The sequence below is a fragment of the Limosilactobacillus panis DSM 6035 genome (assembly GCF_001435935.1).
GTDB lineage: Bacteria > Bacillota > Bacilli > Lactobacillales > Lactobacillaceae > Limosilactobacillus > Limosilactobacillus panis.
Genome location: NZ_AZGM01000128.1, coordinates 1 through 18645 on the forward strand (window position 1 = coordinate 1; position 18645 = coordinate 18645).

The 18645-nt window shown below is 46.9% G+C and carries 14 protein-coding genes and 1 pseudogene; 8 read left to right on the forward strand and 7 right to left on the reverse strand.

Annotated elements, in window-relative coordinates:
- Nucleotides 1-296: 296 nt before the first annotated feature.
- A pseudogene (brnQ, locus tag FD32_RS07450) lies at nucleotides 297-1615 on the forward strand (branched-chain amino acid transport system II carrier protein).
- A 264-nt stretch (nucleotides 1616-1879) separates the two neighbouring features.
- On the opposite strand, the gene FD32_RS07455 reads toward brnQ, so the two are convergent.
- Together FD32_RS07455 and FD32_RS07460 are read right to left on the reverse strand one after the other, a co-directional pair.
- Nucleotides 1880-3184: a hypothetical protein gene (locus tag FD32_RS07455; protein WP_053003029.1), complete on the reverse strand. Its 1305-nt coding sequence runs from the start codon at nucleotides 3182-3184 to the stop codon at nucleotides 1880-1882.
- A gap of 238 nt (nucleotides 3185-3422) precedes the next feature.
- On the reverse strand, nucleotides 3423-4409 hold the full coding sequence (locus FD32_RS07460) for a zinc-binding dehydrogenase (protein ID WP_047768374.1): 987 nt from the start codon (nucleotides 4407-4409) through the stop codon (nucleotides 3423-3425).
- 124 nt (nucleotides 4410-4533) lie between these two features.
- Between FD32_RS07460 and FD32_RS07465 the strand changes: the two genes are divergently transcribed.
- Nucleotides 4534-5835 carry a hypothetical protein gene (locus FD32_RS07465; RefSeq protein ID WP_047768372.1) on the forward strand — a complete coding sequence of 434 codons (1302 nt, stop codon included), beginning with the start codon at nucleotides 4534-4536 and terminating at the stop codon, nucleotides 5833-5835.
- 229 nt (nucleotides 5836-6064) lie between these two features.
- Here FD32_RS07465 and FD32_RS07470 read toward each other — a convergent pair whose 3' ends face one another.
- The 4 genes from FD32_RS07470 to FD32_RS07485 form a co-directional block, all read right to left on the reverse strand.
- Complete coding sequence (locus FD32_RS07470; RefSeq protein ID WP_047768371.1) at nucleotides 6065-8074, reverse strand: beta-galactosidase; 2010 nt, start codon at nucleotides 8072-8074, stop codon at nucleotides 6065-6067.
- A 14-nt stretch (nucleotides 8075-8088) separates the two neighbouring features.
- Complete coding sequence (locus FD32_RS07475; RefSeq protein WP_047768369.1) at nucleotides 8089-10014, reverse strand: sugar MFS transporter; 1926 nt, start codon at nucleotides 10012-10014, stop codon at nucleotides 8089-8091.
- A 147-nt stretch (nucleotides 10015-10161) separates the two neighbouring features.
- On the reverse strand, nucleotides 10162-11172 hold the full coding sequence (locus FD32_RS07480) for a LacI family DNA-binding transcriptional regulator (RefSeq protein ID WP_047768367.1): 1011 nt from the start codon (nucleotides 11170-11172) through the stop codon (nucleotides 10162-10164).
- A 142-nt stretch (nucleotides 11173-11314) separates the two neighbouring features.
- Complete coding sequence (locus tag FD32_RS07485) at nucleotides 11315-12100, reverse strand: LysR family transcriptional regulator (protein WP_047768376.1); 786 nt, start codon at nucleotides 12098-12100, stop codon at nucleotides 11315-11317.
- Nucleotides 12101-12217: 117 nt separating this feature from the next.
- Here FD32_RS07485 and FD32_RS07490 point away from each other — a divergent pair, with 117 nt between their 5' ends.
- Nucleotides 12218-13102: an aldo/keto reductase gene (locus FD32_RS07490; RefSeq protein WP_047768365.1), complete on the forward strand. Its 885-nt coding sequence runs from the start codon at nucleotides 12218-12220 to the stop codon at nucleotides 13100-13102.
- A gap of 15 nt (nucleotides 13103-13117) precedes the next feature.
- A complete protein-coding gene (locus FD32_RS07495) occupies nucleotides 13118-13981 on the forward strand; it encodes an aldo/keto reductase (protein WP_047768363.1) in 864 nt (287 codons plus the stop codon).
- 424 nt (nucleotides 13982-14405) lie between these two features.
- Here the strand turns inward: FD32_RS07495 and FD32_RS07500 are convergent, their stop codons facing one another.
- On the reverse strand, nucleotides 14406-14738 hold the full coding sequence (locus FD32_RS07500) for a YbaK/EbsC family protein (RefSeq protein WP_053003027.1): 333 nt from the start codon (nucleotides 14736-14738) through the stop codon (nucleotides 14406-14408).
- Between the two features lie 153 nt (nucleotides 14739-14891).
- Between FD32_RS07500 and FD32_RS07505 the strand changes: the two genes are divergently transcribed.
- From FD32_RS07505 to FD32_RS07520, 4 genes are all read left to right on the forward strand, one after another.
- Nucleotides 14892-15599 (forward strand): NUDIX hydrolase, encoded by a 708-nt coding sequence (locus tag FD32_RS07505; protein ID WP_047768361.1) that lies wholly within the window; start codon nucleotides 14892-14894, stop codon nucleotides 15597-15599.
- 117 nt (nucleotides 15600-15716) lie between these two features.
- Nucleotides 15717-17159, forward strand: coding sequence for a nicotinate phosphoribosyltransferase (locus FD32_RS07510; protein ID WP_056962155.1), 1443 nt, complete (start codon nucleotides 15717-15719; stop codon nucleotides 17157-17159).
- 1 nt (nucleotide 17160) lies between these two features.
- A complete protein-coding gene (locus tag FD32_RS07515; RefSeq protein WP_047766971.1) occupies nucleotides 17161-17709 on the forward strand; it encodes a cysteine hydrolase family protein in 549 nt (182 codons plus the stop codon).
- A gap of 21 nt (nucleotides 17710-17730) precedes the next feature.
- A complete protein-coding gene (locus FD32_RS07520) occupies nucleotides 17731-18561 on the forward strand; it encodes an alpha/beta fold hydrolase (protein ID WP_082126011.1) in 831 nt (276 codons plus the stop codon).
- The last annotated feature ends 84 nt before the right edge of the window (nucleotides 18562-18645 follow it).

The following is an 18645-nucleotide window of genomic DNA, read 5'->3' on the forward strand; positions in this document are numbered from 1 at the left end:
GAAATCCGAAAATTTCATCTAACTCCATTAATTATTTGGGACTTATGTCACAGCCCTCTTTTCTATCTCCGAATGTTACACAGTAATCGCGGAAAAAAAGCGCGCTCCTAGTGTCTAGTTACGGACAATCGCCGGCCCGTTCCGTGCCAACAATCGCCCTATACTAGCCATACGGAGCGCTCTGATGCTTTTTTCCCAGCTTCTTTTTTTACTGGTTTTGGGTTAAATTATCGTAAAGGAATGATAGTAAGTTAAGTTTTAAACGTACCATTATTGCTGCTTCACTAATTTTTGGAATGCTTTTTGGCGCCGGAAATCTAATTTTCCCAGTTCACCTAGGCCAAATAGCCGGAGCGCATTGGTTAAGTGCGAGTAGTGGCTTTCTGATTTCGGGAGTCCTGATTCCACTCATGGCCTTGCTAGCAATTAGCATCACCCGCGCTAACGGAATTTATGACTTGGCACAGCCAATTGGTCGGCGCTATGCATTAATTTTCTTAATTCTTATCCTTGCAACATTGGGGCCACTATTTGCAACTCCCCGAACAGCAACGGTTCCTTACACTATTGGAATTGCCCCGCACCTGTCAGCAGGTAGTAATGCTGTGGGGCTGCTAATTTATTCGGCCGCATTCTTTGGGCTGACTTACTACTTCTCAACCCGGCAGGGCCGAATCACGACACTAATTGGTAAGTTGCTTAATCCCCTGTTTCTTCTCCTATTGTTTGCCATTTTTCTCCTTGCTTTTCTGAAGCCACTGGGGAATACGGCGGGCACCGCCATTACAACACCTTACATGCACGCCGCCTTTACAAATGGCTTCTTGCAGGGCTATAACACCATGGATGGCCTCGCTTCATTGGCCTTCGGGATTACCGTTATTACTGCGATAAAATCCTTTGGAATCAAACAGCAGCGTACTATTTCAATTGCCACTGCTAAGAGTGGCCTGCTTGGCCTAGCAGGGATTGGCCTAATCTACCTCAGCTTGACCTGGTTGGGTGCTACTAGCTTGCACCACTTCTCAATGGCCGCTAACGGGGAACCACTTTAGCCCAGATTGCTCACTATTACCTAGGAGCTAGCGGGGACGCCTTGCTTGCTACTTTAGCAACGATTACCTGTATGACCAGCGCCATGGGGTTAGTAATTGCCTTTGCTCAGGACTTCCATCGGCGCTTCCCGCGGATTTCTTACAAGTCCTTCCTCCGTTTTAACTGTTTGCTTTCCTTCACCATCGCCAACTTGGGGCTTAACCAAATTATCGCTTGGTCAACACCCGTTTTAATGTTCCTCTATCCTCTAGCTATTACCTTAATTATTCTGGGAATAACATCACCATTCTTTAATAACGATCCACTGGTTTATCGGTTCACCACTGGCTTTACACTAATCCCCGCCTTCTTTGATATGCTTAACGCCTTTCCTGCACCAATCCATAACTGGTCCCTCACCCAAGGCCTTTTAGCCTTTGCCCAACACTACTTCCCATTTTTTGACGACGGATTTGGCTGGCTTAGTTTTGGCATCATTGGTCTCCTATTCGGGTTAGCTAGTCAATTTTTCATCCAGTATAAAACCGATGATAGTTCACAAGAGGAGGTGGAAAAGTAATTAATCAGACTAGGATGAATTAAGAAGCTGGGAAGCATTAGAGTGCGCCTTTGGCTAGTATAGGACAATTGTTGGTACGAATAATCAATGGACTTGCTTCGCAGCGCTAGACACTAGGAACATGCTTCGACGCGGAGCTAGCCTCTTTGGTTTTTCCACGATTACTTGTAATATTCGGAGAACTAAAAGAGGCGGTTGAAAAACTTGCTCCCAGCCTCGCTATCTTTTTTCAAATGTTAGGGGAAATAAGCCTGTCTACGCGTTTTAGGTACCCAGTATTTCCCGCAGAGCTTGCGCCGAGAACATTTTCCCGCCCTTAAACTCCTGGCAGACGTTCACTGCCTTTTGGCTCTGGGACTGAAACTTGATCGCCTGATGAAGGGCAAATTTTAACAGTGAATCATTATTTACGTGCGCAGCCAACTGGCCCGCAACGGTCTGTCGGGGATCGTCAACCATGGTCCTTAGACGGTCCAATAAATCGTGAGCCCCTTGCCCGGTCTGGATTACTATCGCAAAGTCACCCAATTGATTTAAGAATGTACTTATCTCTTCTTCAAACTGGCAGTGGTCAAATGGTTGCTCTAACGCTACCCGTTCATTTCGATCATTGCTCTTTGCTAACGAAAACACCCCTTCTTCCATCATCAGAAAATAAGCCATCATTAAGTAAAGGAGGTCAACAGCATCATTATCAATTCCCGTACTGGACCACGGGTTTAGATCTAGCATCCGCAACTCGATATACTGAGTGCCTTCCGTCGGTAATTGGGCCACACTGGCTGGGCCTTTTAGACGAACCGGGGAATGAAAATCGTGTTCTGCCAGTAACTCCCCAGTGGTAAGACCATGTTTTATCCGCCGGGCGTAACGGTCGGTATCAGTGAAGTCACCATCATATTTGGTTCCAAAGCCATGCTTGCTCTGCCGAATACTGCGCACCAGGTGATGTGGTTTTTGGTTGGGCAAAAAGTAGTTGCCCTCGGCCAGTGGACTAGCACCGTACAAATACGTTAATAAAAACCGGTACTTCAAGAAACCCTGGGCAACTTTGATGTACAGTTGGTTTCTTTCTTCGACACCCGACGTCAATTTGTTCAAAAGCAAAGGATTAATACTAATGTTAACGTGGACTCCACATGGCGTTGCTTCCTGGAGGCGGTGGCGCTTTAGCCACTCATCAGAATACTTTTTCTTCTCCAGCGTTGTCCGGGCAATATTAATATTACTGTGGTCAACCGGTAGTTTAGGCGGCATTGACAACGGCCATAAATATTCGCCTTCCGCGAGTCCCTTGCGTAAGATATTACTGATCTGCTCAAGAAAACGCAGGGCTTGTTCCGGTGATTGGGCTACCGGCGTCGCAATCTCCGTCATCGTTTCCATGAAGTCTGTGGTGATCCATTTATTAGTTCGGGGATCACCAATATTATGCGGATACGGGAACTGGCTAAGGCCGCCATCCGCATTCACTTGCTGGCGTTCAACCTCTATTCCAATCGGAAAGTTAAAAAGTAAATGTTCCATCTTTTTTGCCAGAACCTGCTCGCCAAAAGTGCTCAGTGCCATAATAAATAACCTCCTTTAAAGGGGATTAAGTGGTTAACGTAGCGTCTTTAGTGCAACCATTTTATCATGACCAGTTGCAGGAAAATAGAACGATGACATCGACTTATTGGTATTTTTAGTGTTTCTTCTTAAAAAGTTAATAAATTAGAAAGGACTGTTAACGACGCTGGGAATTGCGCACCATTAACAGTCCTTTATAGTAATGCTGGTTAACGAATGGGAAAACTAGAGCAAGGCGTTAATTAACTTTAACCACAATCTTGCCGACCACCCGGTGGTCCTTGATTATCTGCAGGCCTTCCTTAATTTGGTTAAACGGCAATACCTTCTCAATTAGCGGTTTAACTTTCCCACTAGCAACTAGTTTCAGCATTTCTGCATTCATCCTCCCTAGGTCCGCCTGTTGGTTAGGGTTGTGGCTAAGGTGGGCCCCACCGAGGTTAACAACGTCTACGCTTAACCCCCGGTCAAACAGCGGGACACTAGTAATATCTGGAACGTCCACAATCGTTACGAGAGTCCCATTGTAGGCAAGGCGACGGAGGTCCTTTTCGGCCTCACTCTTTCCCACCGCATCGATGATTAGATCAACCCCACGGCCCGCGGTCAGCTGGTTAAGGCGCTCATCAACATCTTCTTTGCGATAATCAATGATTGCAGCAGGGTGGAGCTGCTGGACATACTTGATCTTTCCAGTGGAAACCGTCGTGAAGACCCTGAAGCCGTGCAACTTGGCTAATTGAATGGCGATACTGCCGACACCGCCAGCACCAGCATGAACCAGCACTGTCTGTATATTTGTCAGGTTTGGCTTGCGTTCTACCGCCGTATACGCGGTCAAAGCACCACAAAGGAGACTAGCAGCCGTTTCATAATCGACCTTATCTGGAATCCGGGCCAGCTGGTAGGTCGGTACGGCAACGAATTCGGCAAAGCAACCGTTCTTCGTTAGGTCACCATGACCAGAGACCCGGTCGCCAACCTGCCAGTTAGTGACGGCAGCCCCAACCGCGACGATTTCTCCGGCAACGTCTAAGCCAAGGGTGTGGGGAAAACTCCAGGAGGGTACACCACCCTCAACAACCTTGTAGTCGACCGGGTTAAGCCCGACCGCGTGAACCTTGACCAGAACTTCATTGGCCGCAGGGGTTGGCTTTTCAACATCGGTAATTTGTAAGCTACTAATTGTTTGATCACTTTGACTAGCAACAACAAGGGCTTTCATATGCGGTCTCTCCTTACTTATTATTAGCCCTAGTATACCAGTCCTGCTTGATAAAAACACTCGTGGTGGTTGAATCTATGGTATATTAGCCTGGTACCTAATCCTATTCCAAAGGAGGATCAGCTTGAACTTTCTCGTCGTCAATATGGAGGCCTTAACCCTCGGCAGTATCGTCCTCCCTAACATTTTCTTCATGTTTTACTTCATTCAAAGTGGGCGAACGACCGCGGCGGCCCTGCCCGTTATCTTCTTTTATGTCATGGCCAAAACCGTCCCCTTTGCAATTCGTTCGTTTGGTAAGGTCCAGAACCCGTATAAGATTTTGGCCGCCAGTATCGGTTTAACCCTCCTCGGCACCGGTCTGGCCCTCTACCAACCAATAATTTCTGAAGCCGCTACCCTCATTGGGATTGGAATTGGCTGCCTCAAACCTGCTTACCAACAGCTAAAGGATGAGTACCGTGCCCAGGGAGAGTGGCATTACCCCAAAGCCGCCCTTTACGGCATCCTCTACCTGTTGTTTGCTCTCGTCCTAGGGGTGGCCCTCACGAAAATCTCCCTGCTGGCCTTCCTGGGTGAAATAATCCTGATGGTCCTGCTTGGTGGGGCCCTCACTAGCAAACTGCCGAACCCCTGGCCAAGTACCCCAACCTTTACCGGACCCCTTAGTTGGCGGCCGTTAATCGCCACCTTACTGGTATTTAGCATGGGACTGGGCGCCCGCGGCTTAAAGCAAACGGGGAGTGCACTTTTGCTTTTCCTTACCCTGGGGATGTGGCTAGTAATGCTGGTCGGCTTTAGCCGGCTCCAACACCTGGTCAAGTCATCTCGCCTCTGGACCTTTTGGACTGGCGCCACGACTAACTTTCTGTTAATCTACAGTTTGTTTTACTTTGATACCCTAGATAAGATGCCCCTGCTGTTTACCGCCTACGGACTATTTATCCTGGCAACAATCGGTGGCCTTCTCTTGAGTCCGCAGTTAAAAAAGACGTCCTACTGGTGGTTTGCCTTTCCAGGGGCCACACTGGGCCTGATCCTGTCACTGCTGCCTACCGACTGGTACTACCTAGCCGGTTTATTCATTGCTTGTCTGTTCTGCAGCACAATCAACGCCTTCATCTGGCCCTTTTACAAGCAAGATGCTACAATCCCACCGCTTAATACCCGCTTTGTGCGGCAGAACTTCAATATCTTAGGCACGGTTGCTTCCCAGGTGACCCTGATTAGTCTCCTAATTATTACCAACTTCCTATTTAATCTTCACGGTCGGCAGATTCTCCATGCCTACTACGCCCACGTCCCCGACCAGGGACTTAGCCAGCCACTCTGGATAACCAGGTTAGTTTGCGTAATTTTGCTGGTAATTGTCGCGGCCATCTTGATTAGGCGCAAGCTACCCCGCATTTTTAATAAAAGTGAATAGCGAAAAAGAAGCTGGGAAAAAAGCATCAGAGCGCTCCGTATGGCTAGTATAGGGCGATCGTTGGCACGGAACGGGCCGGCGATTGTCCGTACTAGGAGCGCGCTTCGAAGCGGAGCAAGCCTATTGGTTTTTCCGCGATTACTGTGTAACATTCGGAGATAGAAAAGAGGCTGCCGAGAAAACAAAGTTTTCTCCCAGCCTCTTCGCTATTATTTAATTCTATAGGGGATTATGACTGAAGGATTTCCACATCCCAGCCCTTTAAGGTTGGTTGGGCGACTCGTCCAGTCAAAAGGTCATGGTAGCCCCGGAACTTCATCGGTAACTCCTGGGAGCCATTACTCATGTTCAAAACAAAGTAGAGCTCCTGACCATCCGTGGTTACCCGCTTTGTGACTTCCAGTGGAGTGGCCTGATCGACCAATGGCTTAACCCCACTGAACTTGATTACCCGGTCAATGACCTTCTTAAGGCCGTCGTGTTCCAGACGGCTGCCAACGTACCAGGCATTCCCCTTACCATACTTATTTTCTGTAACGGCAGGGACTCCAGCATAAAACTCGTTGGCGTAGGTAGCAATTGCCTGGGCACCCTCCAGGTGAATCAAATCACACATTAGGTGAGCAGCATACTCTTGGTCACCAATACTGATATTAGTGCGGTGCCCTGGAACAACGGCATCGCTTTCTTCAACCCATATTCCGGTAACATCCTTCAGCGGTCCAGGATAACCACCGGTGTATACATTATCAGAGGGCCCAACTATCCCTGACATGAAGCTAGTTACGAAGTTGCCACCAGCCTTAACGTAACGGTCAATCTTTTCGCCTAGTCCTGGTTTGACCATGTACAAAACGGGGGCAACAATCAGGTCATATTGGCTGAAGTCGTCATCAACACTGATTACGTCCGTCGGGATGTTTTGCTCATAGAATTGCCGGTAATAATCCAAGATAATTGGCACATAACGGAGGTCCTGAGTAATCCCGTCGACGTATTCAAGCGCCCAGAAGTTACTCCAGTCAAAGACAATGCCGACTTTGGCCGTCGTCTTAGCACCCTTGATGACTGGGCCCACCTTATTCAGGTCATGACCCAGCCGGGCAACTTCCTTAAATGCCCGGGTGTCAGTTCGACCGGAATGGGCAATCACGGCACTGTGGAACTTTTCCGAACCGCCGATTGCCTGCTTCAACTGGAAGTACTGGACCGTATCCGCACCGTGGGCCACAGCCTGCAGTTCCGTTGCCCGGACCTGGCCCGGCCGCTTTAAGGGACTATATGGTTGCCAGTTAACCTGGGCCGGCGTTGATTCCATCAGCATAAACGGCTGGTGCTTTAGCGTCCGCATCAGGTCATAAAGAAATGCCGGGTGGTAAGTTGGCATGTCATAGGCGGGATAACTGTCGTAGGAAATAATGTCTTGGCCCTTTGCCCATTTCTGGTAGTCAACCATCTTGTTCGGCAGACTATGGAAGTTAGTCGTGACTGGAGCATCTGGTGAGTACTTCTCGATGACCCGCTTTTCTAGCTTAAACAGGTTAAGCATGGCGTCCGATTGGAAGCGAAGGTAGTCGATTGAAAGCCCAGCCACAATTGTCTCTATGCCTTCTGGGCCCCAGGCATCACCAAGTTCATTGGGGACAACAATTTCATCCCAGTCATAGATGGTGTGGCTCCACACGTTCATGTTCCAGGCCTTGTTGAGCTTATCAGGGGTCTGGTAGCGGTCCTTTAGCCATTTACGGAAGGCCGCTGCACAGTTGTCACAGTAGCAATTACCGCCATACTCATTGTTGACGTGCCAGGCAACGATGTGGGGGTTGTCATGGTAACGTTCAGCTAGGTGCGCAACCAGGTCGCTAGCGAGGCGCTGGTAGTCTTTGCTGCTTGGACAGAAGTTGTGGCGTTGCCCAAAGACATGCCGTCGTCCTTGGTAATCGACCCGGGCGACTTCTGGATACTTCTTAAACATCCATGCCGGCATGGCCGCCGTCGACGTGGCCATTACAATATTAAAGTTGGCCCTGGATAAGTTATCGACAATCTTATCAAGCATTGTAAAGTCGTACTGTCCTTCTTGAGGTTCCAAGAGGGCCCAGGAAAAGACGTTAACCGTTGCTGAGTTGATATCGGCCTGCTTAAAGACCTGGATATCCTTTGACCAGGTTTCTGCTGGCCATTGTTCTGGGTTGTAGTCACCACCGTAGAGGAAACGTGGTAGTTCTTTTTTCTTCATAAATAAGTACCTTTCTACTTGAACTTAACCGTGGCTACTTGGTCACCATGCTTAACGTCATTGCCGTAGTCAATTTTCGTGAATTCAATAACCCTTTGTGGCTGGGTAAAGAAGTTAACTACCGTATCTTGGTAACCAGCCTCGGTGATTAGTTGCCGGTCAAAGTCGAACAACAAGTCACCCTTCTTGACCCTTTGCCCATCATTATAGTGGGTAACGAATCCTTCACCACGCATGTTGACGGTCCCGACACCAATATGGACAAGTAATTCTAGTCCATCGTCAGATACGATTCCAAAGGCGTGCTTAGTCCCAAAGGTGAAGATAATTTTCCCATCAAATGGCGCATAGACGTGGTTACTGCTTGGCTTGATGGCAAATCCTTTGCCAGGGAATGCCTTACCGTCCTGGTCGATGACGTCCTTCATTGGAACAAGTTGCCCATCAACCGGGGCGTAAACCGTGGTTTCCTTGGTTTCATCAGCAGCCTCACGTGGAGCTTGGCCAGTAACGTTGCCTTCAGCGAGCTTGTCCTTTAATTCTTCAACGACTAACGCGTGTTTCTTCTCACTCAGGGTAACCTTGGTCAAGAAGACCAGGATAGCGAGGATGGCGAATGCCAGCGGAATATAGAAGGCGAAACTATCGAAGGTGTGAATATCGTGGGCAGTCATATCGGCAGCCGTGGCCGTTCCGGTCATCCCGGCGGCGATGGCAATGTAACCAACCAGCCCGTTGGAAATAGCACCGGTCAACTTATCAATCATTGGCCGCACGGCAAGCACAACGGCTTCGTTCCGCTGGCCGTTCTTTAATTGACCGTACTCGATAGCATCAGTCAAGGTCAGAACAGTTACCAGTTGGGCAAAGTTAATATTAAAGAAGACTAGTCCAAGGTCCATCATGAAGACGTTCGAACGGAAGAAGATGAAGATGACATAAGCCAGGATCATTGAAACTTGACCGGCCGTGAACAACCACTTCCGCGGGATGAACTTGTTCAAAATTGGGAACAGTGGACTGGTGCAGAAACCAATGATGGTAGCAATAACACCAACGATCCAGAATTCGCCTGGCTTGCCAATGACGAACTTGTAGAGGTAGAAAAGAACCCCGTTAGTAATAACGTATGCACATGAGTAGAGCAGGTATGCCAAACCTGGCCACAAGATTTGGTCGTTGTGGAAAATGGCGGAGAAGACCTCCCGAATGGTCGTCTTGTCTTGAGCAGAGTTCCGAATGATGTTGTGCTTTTCCTTAGTCCCGAAGCAGACTGCCAGGGCACTGAGCAGGGCAACTAATGATACGATGGCAGCAAAGGCAAACCAACCGATGGGTCCTTCCTTATGCTGCCCCGTTGCCAAGTAGGTAAAGTAGGTAACAACTGGCACAACGATGATGGTTAGCCCATTCCAACCAATCGTTCCGGCAAAGGCACCCAGCGAAGTGTAAATTCCCCGCTCTGCGGAGTCTTCACTCAATGCTGGAACCATGCCCCAGTAGGAAACGTCAGAGAAAGAATAGAAGATATCAAAGGAAATAAAGATAATAACAAAAAGAATTGCAAAGAGAACCCAGTTAAACTTTGCCAGGCCAAAAATCCCGGTAAAGAGGATCAGCAACAGGATGACACTGATAATGTTACCCGCTAGAATCCAGGGTTTAAATTTTCCCCACCTCGTCTTGGTATTGTCAACGATGTTACCCAAAAGTGGGTCAACTACTAATTCAATGATCCGCACTGCAACAATTAACCCGGTGATCAAACCAATTAACTTATTTGCCACCGACTTCTCCAAGCCGTTAAACATGCCACCGGTAACGAAGATAATGAAGTAGGTACTCATTACCCCGTAAAAAGCCGAGTGACCAACGTTACCAAAGCAGAAAGATGCGCGTGAGATCCACTGCTTGGCCGTTATCTTATGACCCTGTGCCATAATAAACAGACCCCCTGTAATTAAATCAAAAATTCTGTAACCGTTTACAAGGCATAGTATAATCCTTTGCTTAAATTTAGTAAAGGATTTATTAATATTATAAAATTATTACCAAAGGGGCATAAAAAAACGGCTAAGAATAAGCCGTCATTTTTTCGTTGTGAAACTTTTCCGCTCCACCAGGCTAGTGTTTACCGTTAAATGAATATGGGGCCGGTCCGGGTGGATAATCAGGTCCTGGAGCAACTTAATTGCCATCCGACTCAGGGTCTCCTGGTTGATGTTGTATGAAGTCAACGGCGGAGAAACATAGCGGGCCACCTCGCTATTGTTAATGCTGATCACGGCCGTATCACGGGGAACGATAACACCATTTTCATTAAATGCCTGCAGGACGCCAACACTCAGGGTATCTGAGGCCACAATAAACGCCGCCGGCAAGCGGTCCCCACATTCGTCCAGTACCCTTTTCCCCAGTGCATAGCCATTTTCAATGTTGAAGGGCCCATCGACAAACATCGGGGCCTCCTTGATATTATTATCAATTGACGTAAACTCGCGAAAGGCCATTTCACGAATATCTGGTTGCTGAACATGGTCCATATTTAGGCCCGTTCCCCCGATGAAGCCAATTCGCTGGTAACCAGCAGCGGTCAAGCGGCAAAGGGCATCCCGAATCGTTAATGAGAGATTGGGGCGCACGGAATCAAACATGTCGGGAGCGGGGTTGATATCAACAAATACCCCGTTTGATAACGCATTGTGAAGTAACACCAGCTTTTCCTTAGTCAGACGGTTGGACCCAACCCCGATAAAGCCTTGAAATGAAGCAGCTTTTGCTACCAGGTCCTCAATCCTTTCAAATACTTGCACTTGGAAACCATTTTGTTTGATCAGCTTCAGGATGGCATCCTTTAAGGAAGCAAAGTATTCATCCTGAAGCTGCTCTTTACCGCTGACCCGGTAAAGGAGGGCAATTACCGGTCGAATCGAATCCTGCTTTTGGTGGTCTGCCCAGTAGCCAAGGTCGTTAGCCACTTTTAAGATTTTACTCCGTGTGCTAGCGGTGATTGATAGGTTGGGGTCATTATTCAGTAAGCGCGAGACCGTTGCTGGAGAAAAACCAGACTTTTCCGCAATTTCTTTTATCGTCGCCATTGTGCATCTCTTTTCCGTTCTTAATCTTTACTTTTATTTTAGCACTTGTTAGTAAATTATTGCTTTACGAACATTTCTTTTCGGCGGGCCACAGCGCAATTAGCTGCTTAAAAACCGGCTGCAGACGTTTTCGCTGTGTTTTTTATGAAACGTAGAAGGACATCGTCGCCGCCGCGTCAGTGATCGGGATGGGAACCCGGTCGTTTTTATGCTGTGGTTCGTGTACGGTCACGTTGGTACTAAAATACGGGAAATTAGAGTAGCGAGTAATCTCAGTAAGGGCGTCCTGCTCAGCTTGATAAAGGAACTTAGCGTTGGGAATATGGTTCTGGATGATTTGCTTCCAAGGGCCGATATCATTCAGGACGATAAAGCTCAACCCCTGAAGTTCTTTAAACGAGACCGCCTGCTTACTGGCGAGAAACATGAACCGGTCTAGGTTAACATAGAGATGTTCCGTCCCGACGTAGAGGGACTCGACCTGATCAGTCTGAATTTCGTGGCTTGTGAAGCAAAAGGTGTACTGGTTGCTTTCCAAGCCTTTTAAAACGTCTTGGGGCTGGACAAAGTTATGGTCAATCTTTAGGTCAAAATACTTGGTCAGTTGATTAGTAACCACCAACGGGCCCAGAGCGGTGGATCTCACCATGATTGTCCGTTGGGTTAGCGCAAAGTTCTGTATCTGGGTAACGAACTCCCGGTTAGCAGTCAAGAGCTCCTTTGCCTTGCGCGCCGCTAGTTTGCCAGTCTTGGTCAAGGTAATTTTGTTGGGCTGGCGGTCAAAGAGCTTGACATTGAGCTCACTTTCCAATTTTTGCATCCCCCGAGTTACAGTCGGCTGCGTCACTCTTAGTTGGGCTGCTGTCTTGGCAAGCGTCTTATTCTCACTAAAGGCAACTAATTCAGCTAATAAGTAATTTTCAATCATGTCACCACCTCCGCCTTTAGTATACATTAAACGTATGCTACCATCGAAATTTAGTAATTTTCTTTCCGGAAAAATGCAGCTAAGATATGGTCAACAATTAATTCAGGAGGAGATAACATGGCGGATATTAACGTACCAACGGTTAAACTAAACAACGGGGTTAAGATGCCTACGCTCGGCTTTGGGGTCTTCCAGGTTCCGGACCTGGATGAGGCGGAACAAGCCGTTACCGATGCCCTCAACACTGGCTACCGGCTAATTGACACTGCCGCAGCCTACCAAAACGAAGAAGCGGTCGGCAAGGCTATCAAGAACAGTAATGTTAAACGAGAAGACATCTTCGTCACCTCGAAACTGTGGGTTGCCGACTTCAATTACAAACGGGCTAAGGCGGGGATCGACGCTTCCTTGCAAAAGTTGGGGCTTAACTACATAGACCTCTACCTCCTTCACCAACCCTACGGTGATACTATGGGCGCTTGGCGGGCACTTGAAGAGGCCCAACAGGAAGGTAAAATCCGCGCTATCGGGGTTTCTAACTTTTACGCTGACCAACTAAAGAACCTGGAGCTGACAATGCCCGTTAAACCGGCCGTTAACCAAATTGAGGTCAATCCCTGGTACCAACAGACCCGCGAAGTTAAGTTTGCCCAGGGTGAAGACATTCAGGTCGAAGCCTGGGCCCCATTCGCCGAGGGCAAGCACAATATCTTTAATAATGAAACGATTGCCGCCATTGCGGAAAAACATGGTAAGAGCAATGGTCAAGTTATTCTACGCTGGCTCCTCCAACGGGGAATCACCGTTATTCCAAAGTCCGTCCACCAGAATCGGATGGCCGAAAACATCGCTGTCTTTGACTTTGAACTTTCTGATGATGAGATGAAGGCAATGGCGGCCCTAGGCAAGGGTGAAAGTCAATTTTTTGACCACCGCGACCCAGTCACAATTGAACAGATCTTTGGTTCTAGTTTGAAGGCCGTTCAAGAGGATGAAAAGTAAAGGAGTAAATTAAACATGACAATACCAACATTTAAGTTAAACGATGGCAACGATATCCCAGCATTCGGCTTTGGGGTGTTCCAGATCCCGGCCAATGGTTCAACCTATAATGCCGTTAAGCTGGCCTTAGCAGCCGGCTACCGACATATCGATACTGCCGTGGCCTACTTTAATGAACAGGAAGTTGGCAAGGCCATCAAGGACAGCGGCATTCCTCGTGATCAAATCTGGGTTACCTCTAAAATGTGGCTCCAGGACTACAAGTACGAAGATGCCAAAAAGGCCATCGATACCTCCTTGCGAAAGCTTGGTCTAGATTACATTGACCTCTACCTTCTTCACCAGCCATATGGCGCCGTCGATGAGGCTTGGCGGGCAATGGAAGAAGCACAGAAAACAGGCAAGATTCGCTCCATTGGGGTTTCTAACATGACCCCCAAGCTCTGGAACAAGTGGGTACCAAACTTTAATGTGAACCCTGCCGTCAACCAGGTCGAATTCAACCCCTACTTCCAGCAAAAGGAACTGCGGCAAATCTTATCCCAAGCCCACACAACACTGGAAGCTTGGGCCCCACTGGGTGAAGGTAACCAGAACCTGTTTGCTGAACCACTGTTGAATAATCTCGCCAAGAAGTACGGTAAGGACGTCGGTCAGGTTATCCTCCGCTTCGAACACCAGGAAGGCGTGATTGTCTTTCCAAAGTCCGTTCATGAGGCCCGGATCAAGTCAAACCAGGAGATCTTCGACTTTGAGCTGACCTCCGACGAGATGGACGCCATCCGGGCCCTCGATAAGGGCAAGGGAATGCATGATCCGGACGCCCCCGGTGTGGCAAAAGCCCTACTCAGCGCCTTTGACGTGCACGCAAATGATTGAAAATTTTGAAAACGAGCCTGCGGTGAAAAGCTGCAAGCTCGTTTTTATAGTCATCATTTAAGATGAAACTAGGTAAGTCTACTTGTTAACATTTACCTAGTAATTTTAGTTGATTTTTCCCTAGTCATTACGGTCAGTTTGTTTATCCTTAGCAATCAACCGGTCGATATACGTCTCATCACCAACTTTAGTAACCTGGATCATCCCATCCCCGGCATTTGGATTACCAATACCACAAACCGCTAATTAAGTCACTGGGGGAACATCGCTTTGGGCTGGTCCTTACTCGGCCGATAAAACGCTTTTTGTTCTTCCTTGAAATCGTCCGCCACTACTATCTCTTCCATTACACTTGAGCCTTAACAACCGGGTTGCCCCACTGCTTTAATAGTTTCAATAAACCCCAAACAGGTAAAATAACTGTTTATTGGTTCGTGTTCGGGTGACACCCAATCTGATCATGATGGTCAACAATGTCTTGATCAAAAATCACGGTAACTTGGCGATCCTGGTTATTGATTAAGTTCATTGGTGAAACGGCACCAGAATAAATACCCAGGTAGTTTGTTAGATTAGCATCCGAAGCAAACTTGAGCCGGTTCCCATGGACAATCTGCCGTAACTGCTTCATATCGAGGCGCTTATTTTTATCAATAACGACTAAATAAAAACCATTGCTATTCTTAAGAAAGAGGTCCTTGGCCCGAGCAAAGGCATAACCCTGGACATATTTGTCCACTTCCTCGGCTGTATACACCGGGGATGATCAATTTCTTAGTCAAGGGCACTGAGAACTTGATTAACCATCAGATCACCTTCTTTAATAAATTCTACTGTATCGCATCATTACAGCACAAAAGGTAAATGCTAAAATAGAAGTAGCTAATTATCTGGAAAGGAGGAGCCCAGATTGGATAATAAGATTGTTGCCCGCCCCTTAGTAACCATCACGAATGTTATTTGGAGCTTTAATACGGAACTGCACCGGCCACAGTTATTATTAATTAAACGGGCCGACGAACCATTAAGGGGAAAGTGGGCCTTGCCAGAAACCTTGTTACGTAGTCATGAAAGTGCTGATGCAGCGTGCATTCGCTTGATTGAGGATAAAATCGGCCTCCAGGTGCCGATAAGTTCAACTGAACAATTGGCCACTTTTACTGATCCCAACCGGGTTGCTGGTAACCGGGTCTTATCATTAGCCTACATGACTTACCTGCCCTCGACGCCCAAGCTGCATCCAGGTTACGGGGCAACTGACGCCCAATGGTTTATCCTGAGTGCTGATCAGCACCAGTATGTGATCAGTCACGATCGGCAGCAATTCGTCTTAACAACGCCTTCTGATCTTGCGTTTGACCATGTTCAAATTATCAACACCGCAATCAACCGGATTAAAAATAAGCTCGATTACCAACCGGGCATCCTCCACATTCTCGGTGATTTCTTCACCCTGCGCCAGGCCCGGGAAGTCTTTGCGGCCTTCTTAGGAACCACTCCCGATAAAATCGATAATTCCAATTTTAAGAAAACCCATAATCACCTGTTTAAGGAAGTCGGCACCGCCTCATTACAACATTCAGGCCGGCCACCAAAGTTGTTTAAGATAAATTGTTAATTTTATAAACTTGCATTTTCAAGAAGAGTATCTATACTAGACGTAAATAAAAGTCAAAGATACTTTTATTTTTACGATAATTAAAGTACTTTTTACTTAAAAGAAAGTGTGAATAATATGGATTTACAAATGTTAACCGACCTTTATGAATTCTCAATGGCAAACGGCTATTACGCCACCCTGCCCCATGACCGCCAGGCCCGGTTCGACGTTTTCTACCGGCGGGTTCCTGATAATGGCAGCTTTGTCATTGCGGCCGGTCTCCAGCAAGTAGTTGAGCAAGTTGCTAATTGGCATTTTTCTAAGGAAAACATTGAATACTTAAAATCACTAAAAGAGTTTAGCCCTGATTTTCTTGACTACCTTAGCAAAATTAAAAACAGCTGTACTATCCAAGCTCTTCCCGAAGGCACCCCAGTGTTTCCACGAGAACCAATTATCTCCATCAGTGGTCCCTTAATTGAGGCACAACTCTTAGAAACTTTCGTCCTCAACATTATTAACCACCAATCACTAATTGCCACTAAGTCATGGCAGATTAACCATGCTGCTCAAGGACGGCCAATTATGGAATTTGGTGCCCGTCGTGCGCAAGGACCAGACGCGGCCACTTATGGTGCACGGGCAGCCGTGATTGGCGGTTGCACCAGTACTTCAAACTTGCAAGCAGCTAGTCAATTCCACATTCCAGCAGCGGGAACAATGGCGCACGCCTGGGTGGAAAGCTTTCCTGACGAACTAAGCGCCTTTCAAGCATGGGCAAAAGTTTACCCGAATAAGATTTCCCTACTGGTTGATACATATGATGTCCTTAAGTCAGGGGTTCCAAACGCTATTCGCGTCTTCAAGCAAGCCCGCGCCAATGGCCATGAACCAGTTGGCATTCGGATCGATTCCGGGGATATTTCCCAGCTTGCCATCAAAGCGCGGCAGATGCTCGATGAAGCGGGCTTCCCACAGGCTAAAATCACTGCTTCCAATGCTCTTGACGCCCACGTTGTAAAATCACTGTTGGACGATGGAGCACCAATTGATAACTTTGGGATTGGTGAACGCTTGATTACCAGTTCTTCTAGTCCGGTCTTAAGCGGCGTCTACAAATTAGCGGAAGAAAGCGTCAATGGCAAATGGATCCCAACGATTAAGGTTAGTGATAGCCGGGAAAAGGTTACGATTCCGGGTAATAAGCAGGTTTACCGTATTTATAGTAATGATCAGCCAAATAAGGCGATTGCCGATGTCATCGCCCTGGCTGATGAATCCATCACGACACCGCTCAAGGTTGTTAACTCCGATCCTACTGCCACTAATGCCAGTCAAATCTTAACCAACTTTACTGCCAAACCACTATTAAAAACCTACTTAACCGCGGGCCAGCCGGCAAAGGTGGAAACGGATGTCTTTAAGATTCAACAGACTTCTCGGCAATTGCGCGCTCAATTACCAGAAGCAAGTAAACGGCTAGTCAACCCTGACCGGTACCCTGTTTACTTAACCACTAAGCTAGCTGATCTCCAAGAACAATTGATTACCAAAGCCCAATTTGCTGAGGAGAATTAAAATGACAAAAGCATTATTAATTATTGACTACACAAATGACTTTGTTGCTGACAATGGATCTTTAACCGTCGGTAAACCAGCTCAGGCGTTAGAGCAACCAATCATCAGTTTAGCTAACCAGTTTCTTAAAAATAAGGATTACGTGATTCTGCCGACTGATGGTCACTTGAAAGATGATCATTTTAACCCAGAGCATCGCTTATACCCACCTCACAACATTATTGGAACTAAGGGACAAGAATTGTATGGGAAAGTTGGCCAATGGTTCCAACAAAATCAGAATGATTCCCATGTCTATAAATTTAATAAAAACCGCTATTCTGCTTTTCAAAACACTAATCTGGATAATTATTTACGGGAACGGCGGATTAACGAAGTCTGGATTTGTGGAGTATGTACCGATATCTGTGTATTGCACACGGCAATTAGTGCATATAACCGTAATTATCAAATTGTCATCCCCCAAAAGGCAGTCGCTACTTTCTCCACTCTGGGGGCAAAGTGGGCAATGGGACACTTCAAGAATGTCCTTGGAGCAACGGTTCGTTAACGCAAGAGGAAGTGTATATCAATGAGTTTTTATGGCAACCAAACTGAAAGGATGGTTGAATCAGCAACTTCGGGTATTCATTTGCACACAATCACTAACCTAGCTGAAGCTCCACAGGCAAATGTAATTATCGTTCATGGGTTATCGTCATATGCGAAAAGTTATGACCCCTTCGCTAGTTTTCTTGTTAAGCATGATTGCAACGCTTTTCGCTATGATCAGCCTGGCCATGGAAAGTCAGAAGGGCCACGGGGATATATGGATTCTTTAGCTGACCTTTATGAGAATTTACATGTAATGGTTAAAAGAACCCAAACGGCTTATCCAAATCTCCCCTTATTTGTCATTGGTCATAGCATGGGTGGCGAAACAGTCCTCTTATACGGTATAAAGTACCCGCAAACGGTTGATGGATTCGTGGTGGCTGATCCAGTTTCTATTGTTAAAGCACCAAATACGTGGAGTAAGGGTTTAACAGGCGACCCCAAGAAGCAGTTACCTAACGTGTTAAGTACAGGACTTAACAGTGACCCACGAGTAGTTCATAGAATTCAAAATGATCCTGCTAATCTTCATCACTTGACTGTCGGAATTTTGCAAAATGAAATTAAGGGAGCTTACTTCCTCCGGGAACACCTAGCTGACTTTAAGGATCCACTATTATTTTTACAGGGACAAAAAGACGGTTTGATTGATTATCATGATTCATTAGAAGCTTACGCCATGGTTGCTTCCAATGATAAAGAGCTTCATGTCTACTCTTCTTTGATGCACAATATTTTCGACGAGCCCCAACGAAAATGGGATATCTACTCAGAAGTCGTCCAGTGGATTAATTGTCACCGATATTAAAAGAAAAGTGTCTTGACACCGATTTGTAGGTATTAACCTGCTTTGGGGGTATAAAAAGAGACGCCACAAGGGGCGAAGGCTTAC

Excerpts from the sequence above, each read along its gene's own strand:
- FD32_RS07455 (WP_053003029.1), bottom strand. The coding sequence starts at position 3,184 with ATGGCACTGAGCACTTTTGGCGAGCAGGTTCTGGCAAAAAAGATGGAA.
- FD32_RS07460 (WP_047768374.1), bottom strand. The coding sequence starts at position 4,409 with ATGAAAGCCCTTGTTGTTGCTAGTCAAAGTGATCAAACAATTAGTAGC.
- FD32_RS07470 (WP_047768371.1), bottom strand. The coding sequence starts at position 8,074 with ATGAAGAAAAAAGAACTACCACGTTTCCTCTACGGTGGTGACTACAAC.
- FD32_RS07475 (WP_047768369.1), bottom strand. The coding sequence starts at position 10,014 with ATGGCACAGGGTCATAAGATAACGGCCAAGCAGTGGATCTCACGCGCA.
- FD32_RS07480 (WP_047768367.1), bottom strand. The coding sequence starts at position 11,172 with ATGGCGACGATAAAAGAAATTGCGGAAAAGTCTGGTTTTTCTCCAGCA.
- FD32_RS07485 (WP_047768376.1), bottom strand. The coding sequence starts at position 12,100 with ATGATTGAAAATTACTTATTAGCTGAATTAGTTGCCTTTAGTGAGAAT.
- FD32_RS07490 (WP_047768365.1), top strand. The coding sequence starts at position 12,218 with ATGGCGGATATTAACGTACCAACGGTTAAACTAAACAACGGGGTTAAG.
- FD32_RS07495 (WP_047768363.1), top strand. The coding sequence starts at position 13,118 with ATGACAATACCAACATTTAAGTTAAACGATGGCAACGATATCCCAGCA.
- FD32_RS07510 (WP_056962155.1), top strand. The coding sequence starts at position 15,717 with ATGGATTTACAAATGTTAACCGACCTTTATGAATTCTCAATGGCAAAC.
- FD32_RS07515 (WP_047766971.1), top strand. The coding sequence starts at position 17,161 with ATGACAAAAGCATTATTAATTATTGACTACACAAATGACTTTGTTGCT.
- FD32_RS07520 (WP_082126011.1), top strand. The coding sequence starts at position 17,731 with ATGAGTTTTTATGGCAACCAAACTGAAAGGATGGTTGAATCAGCAACT.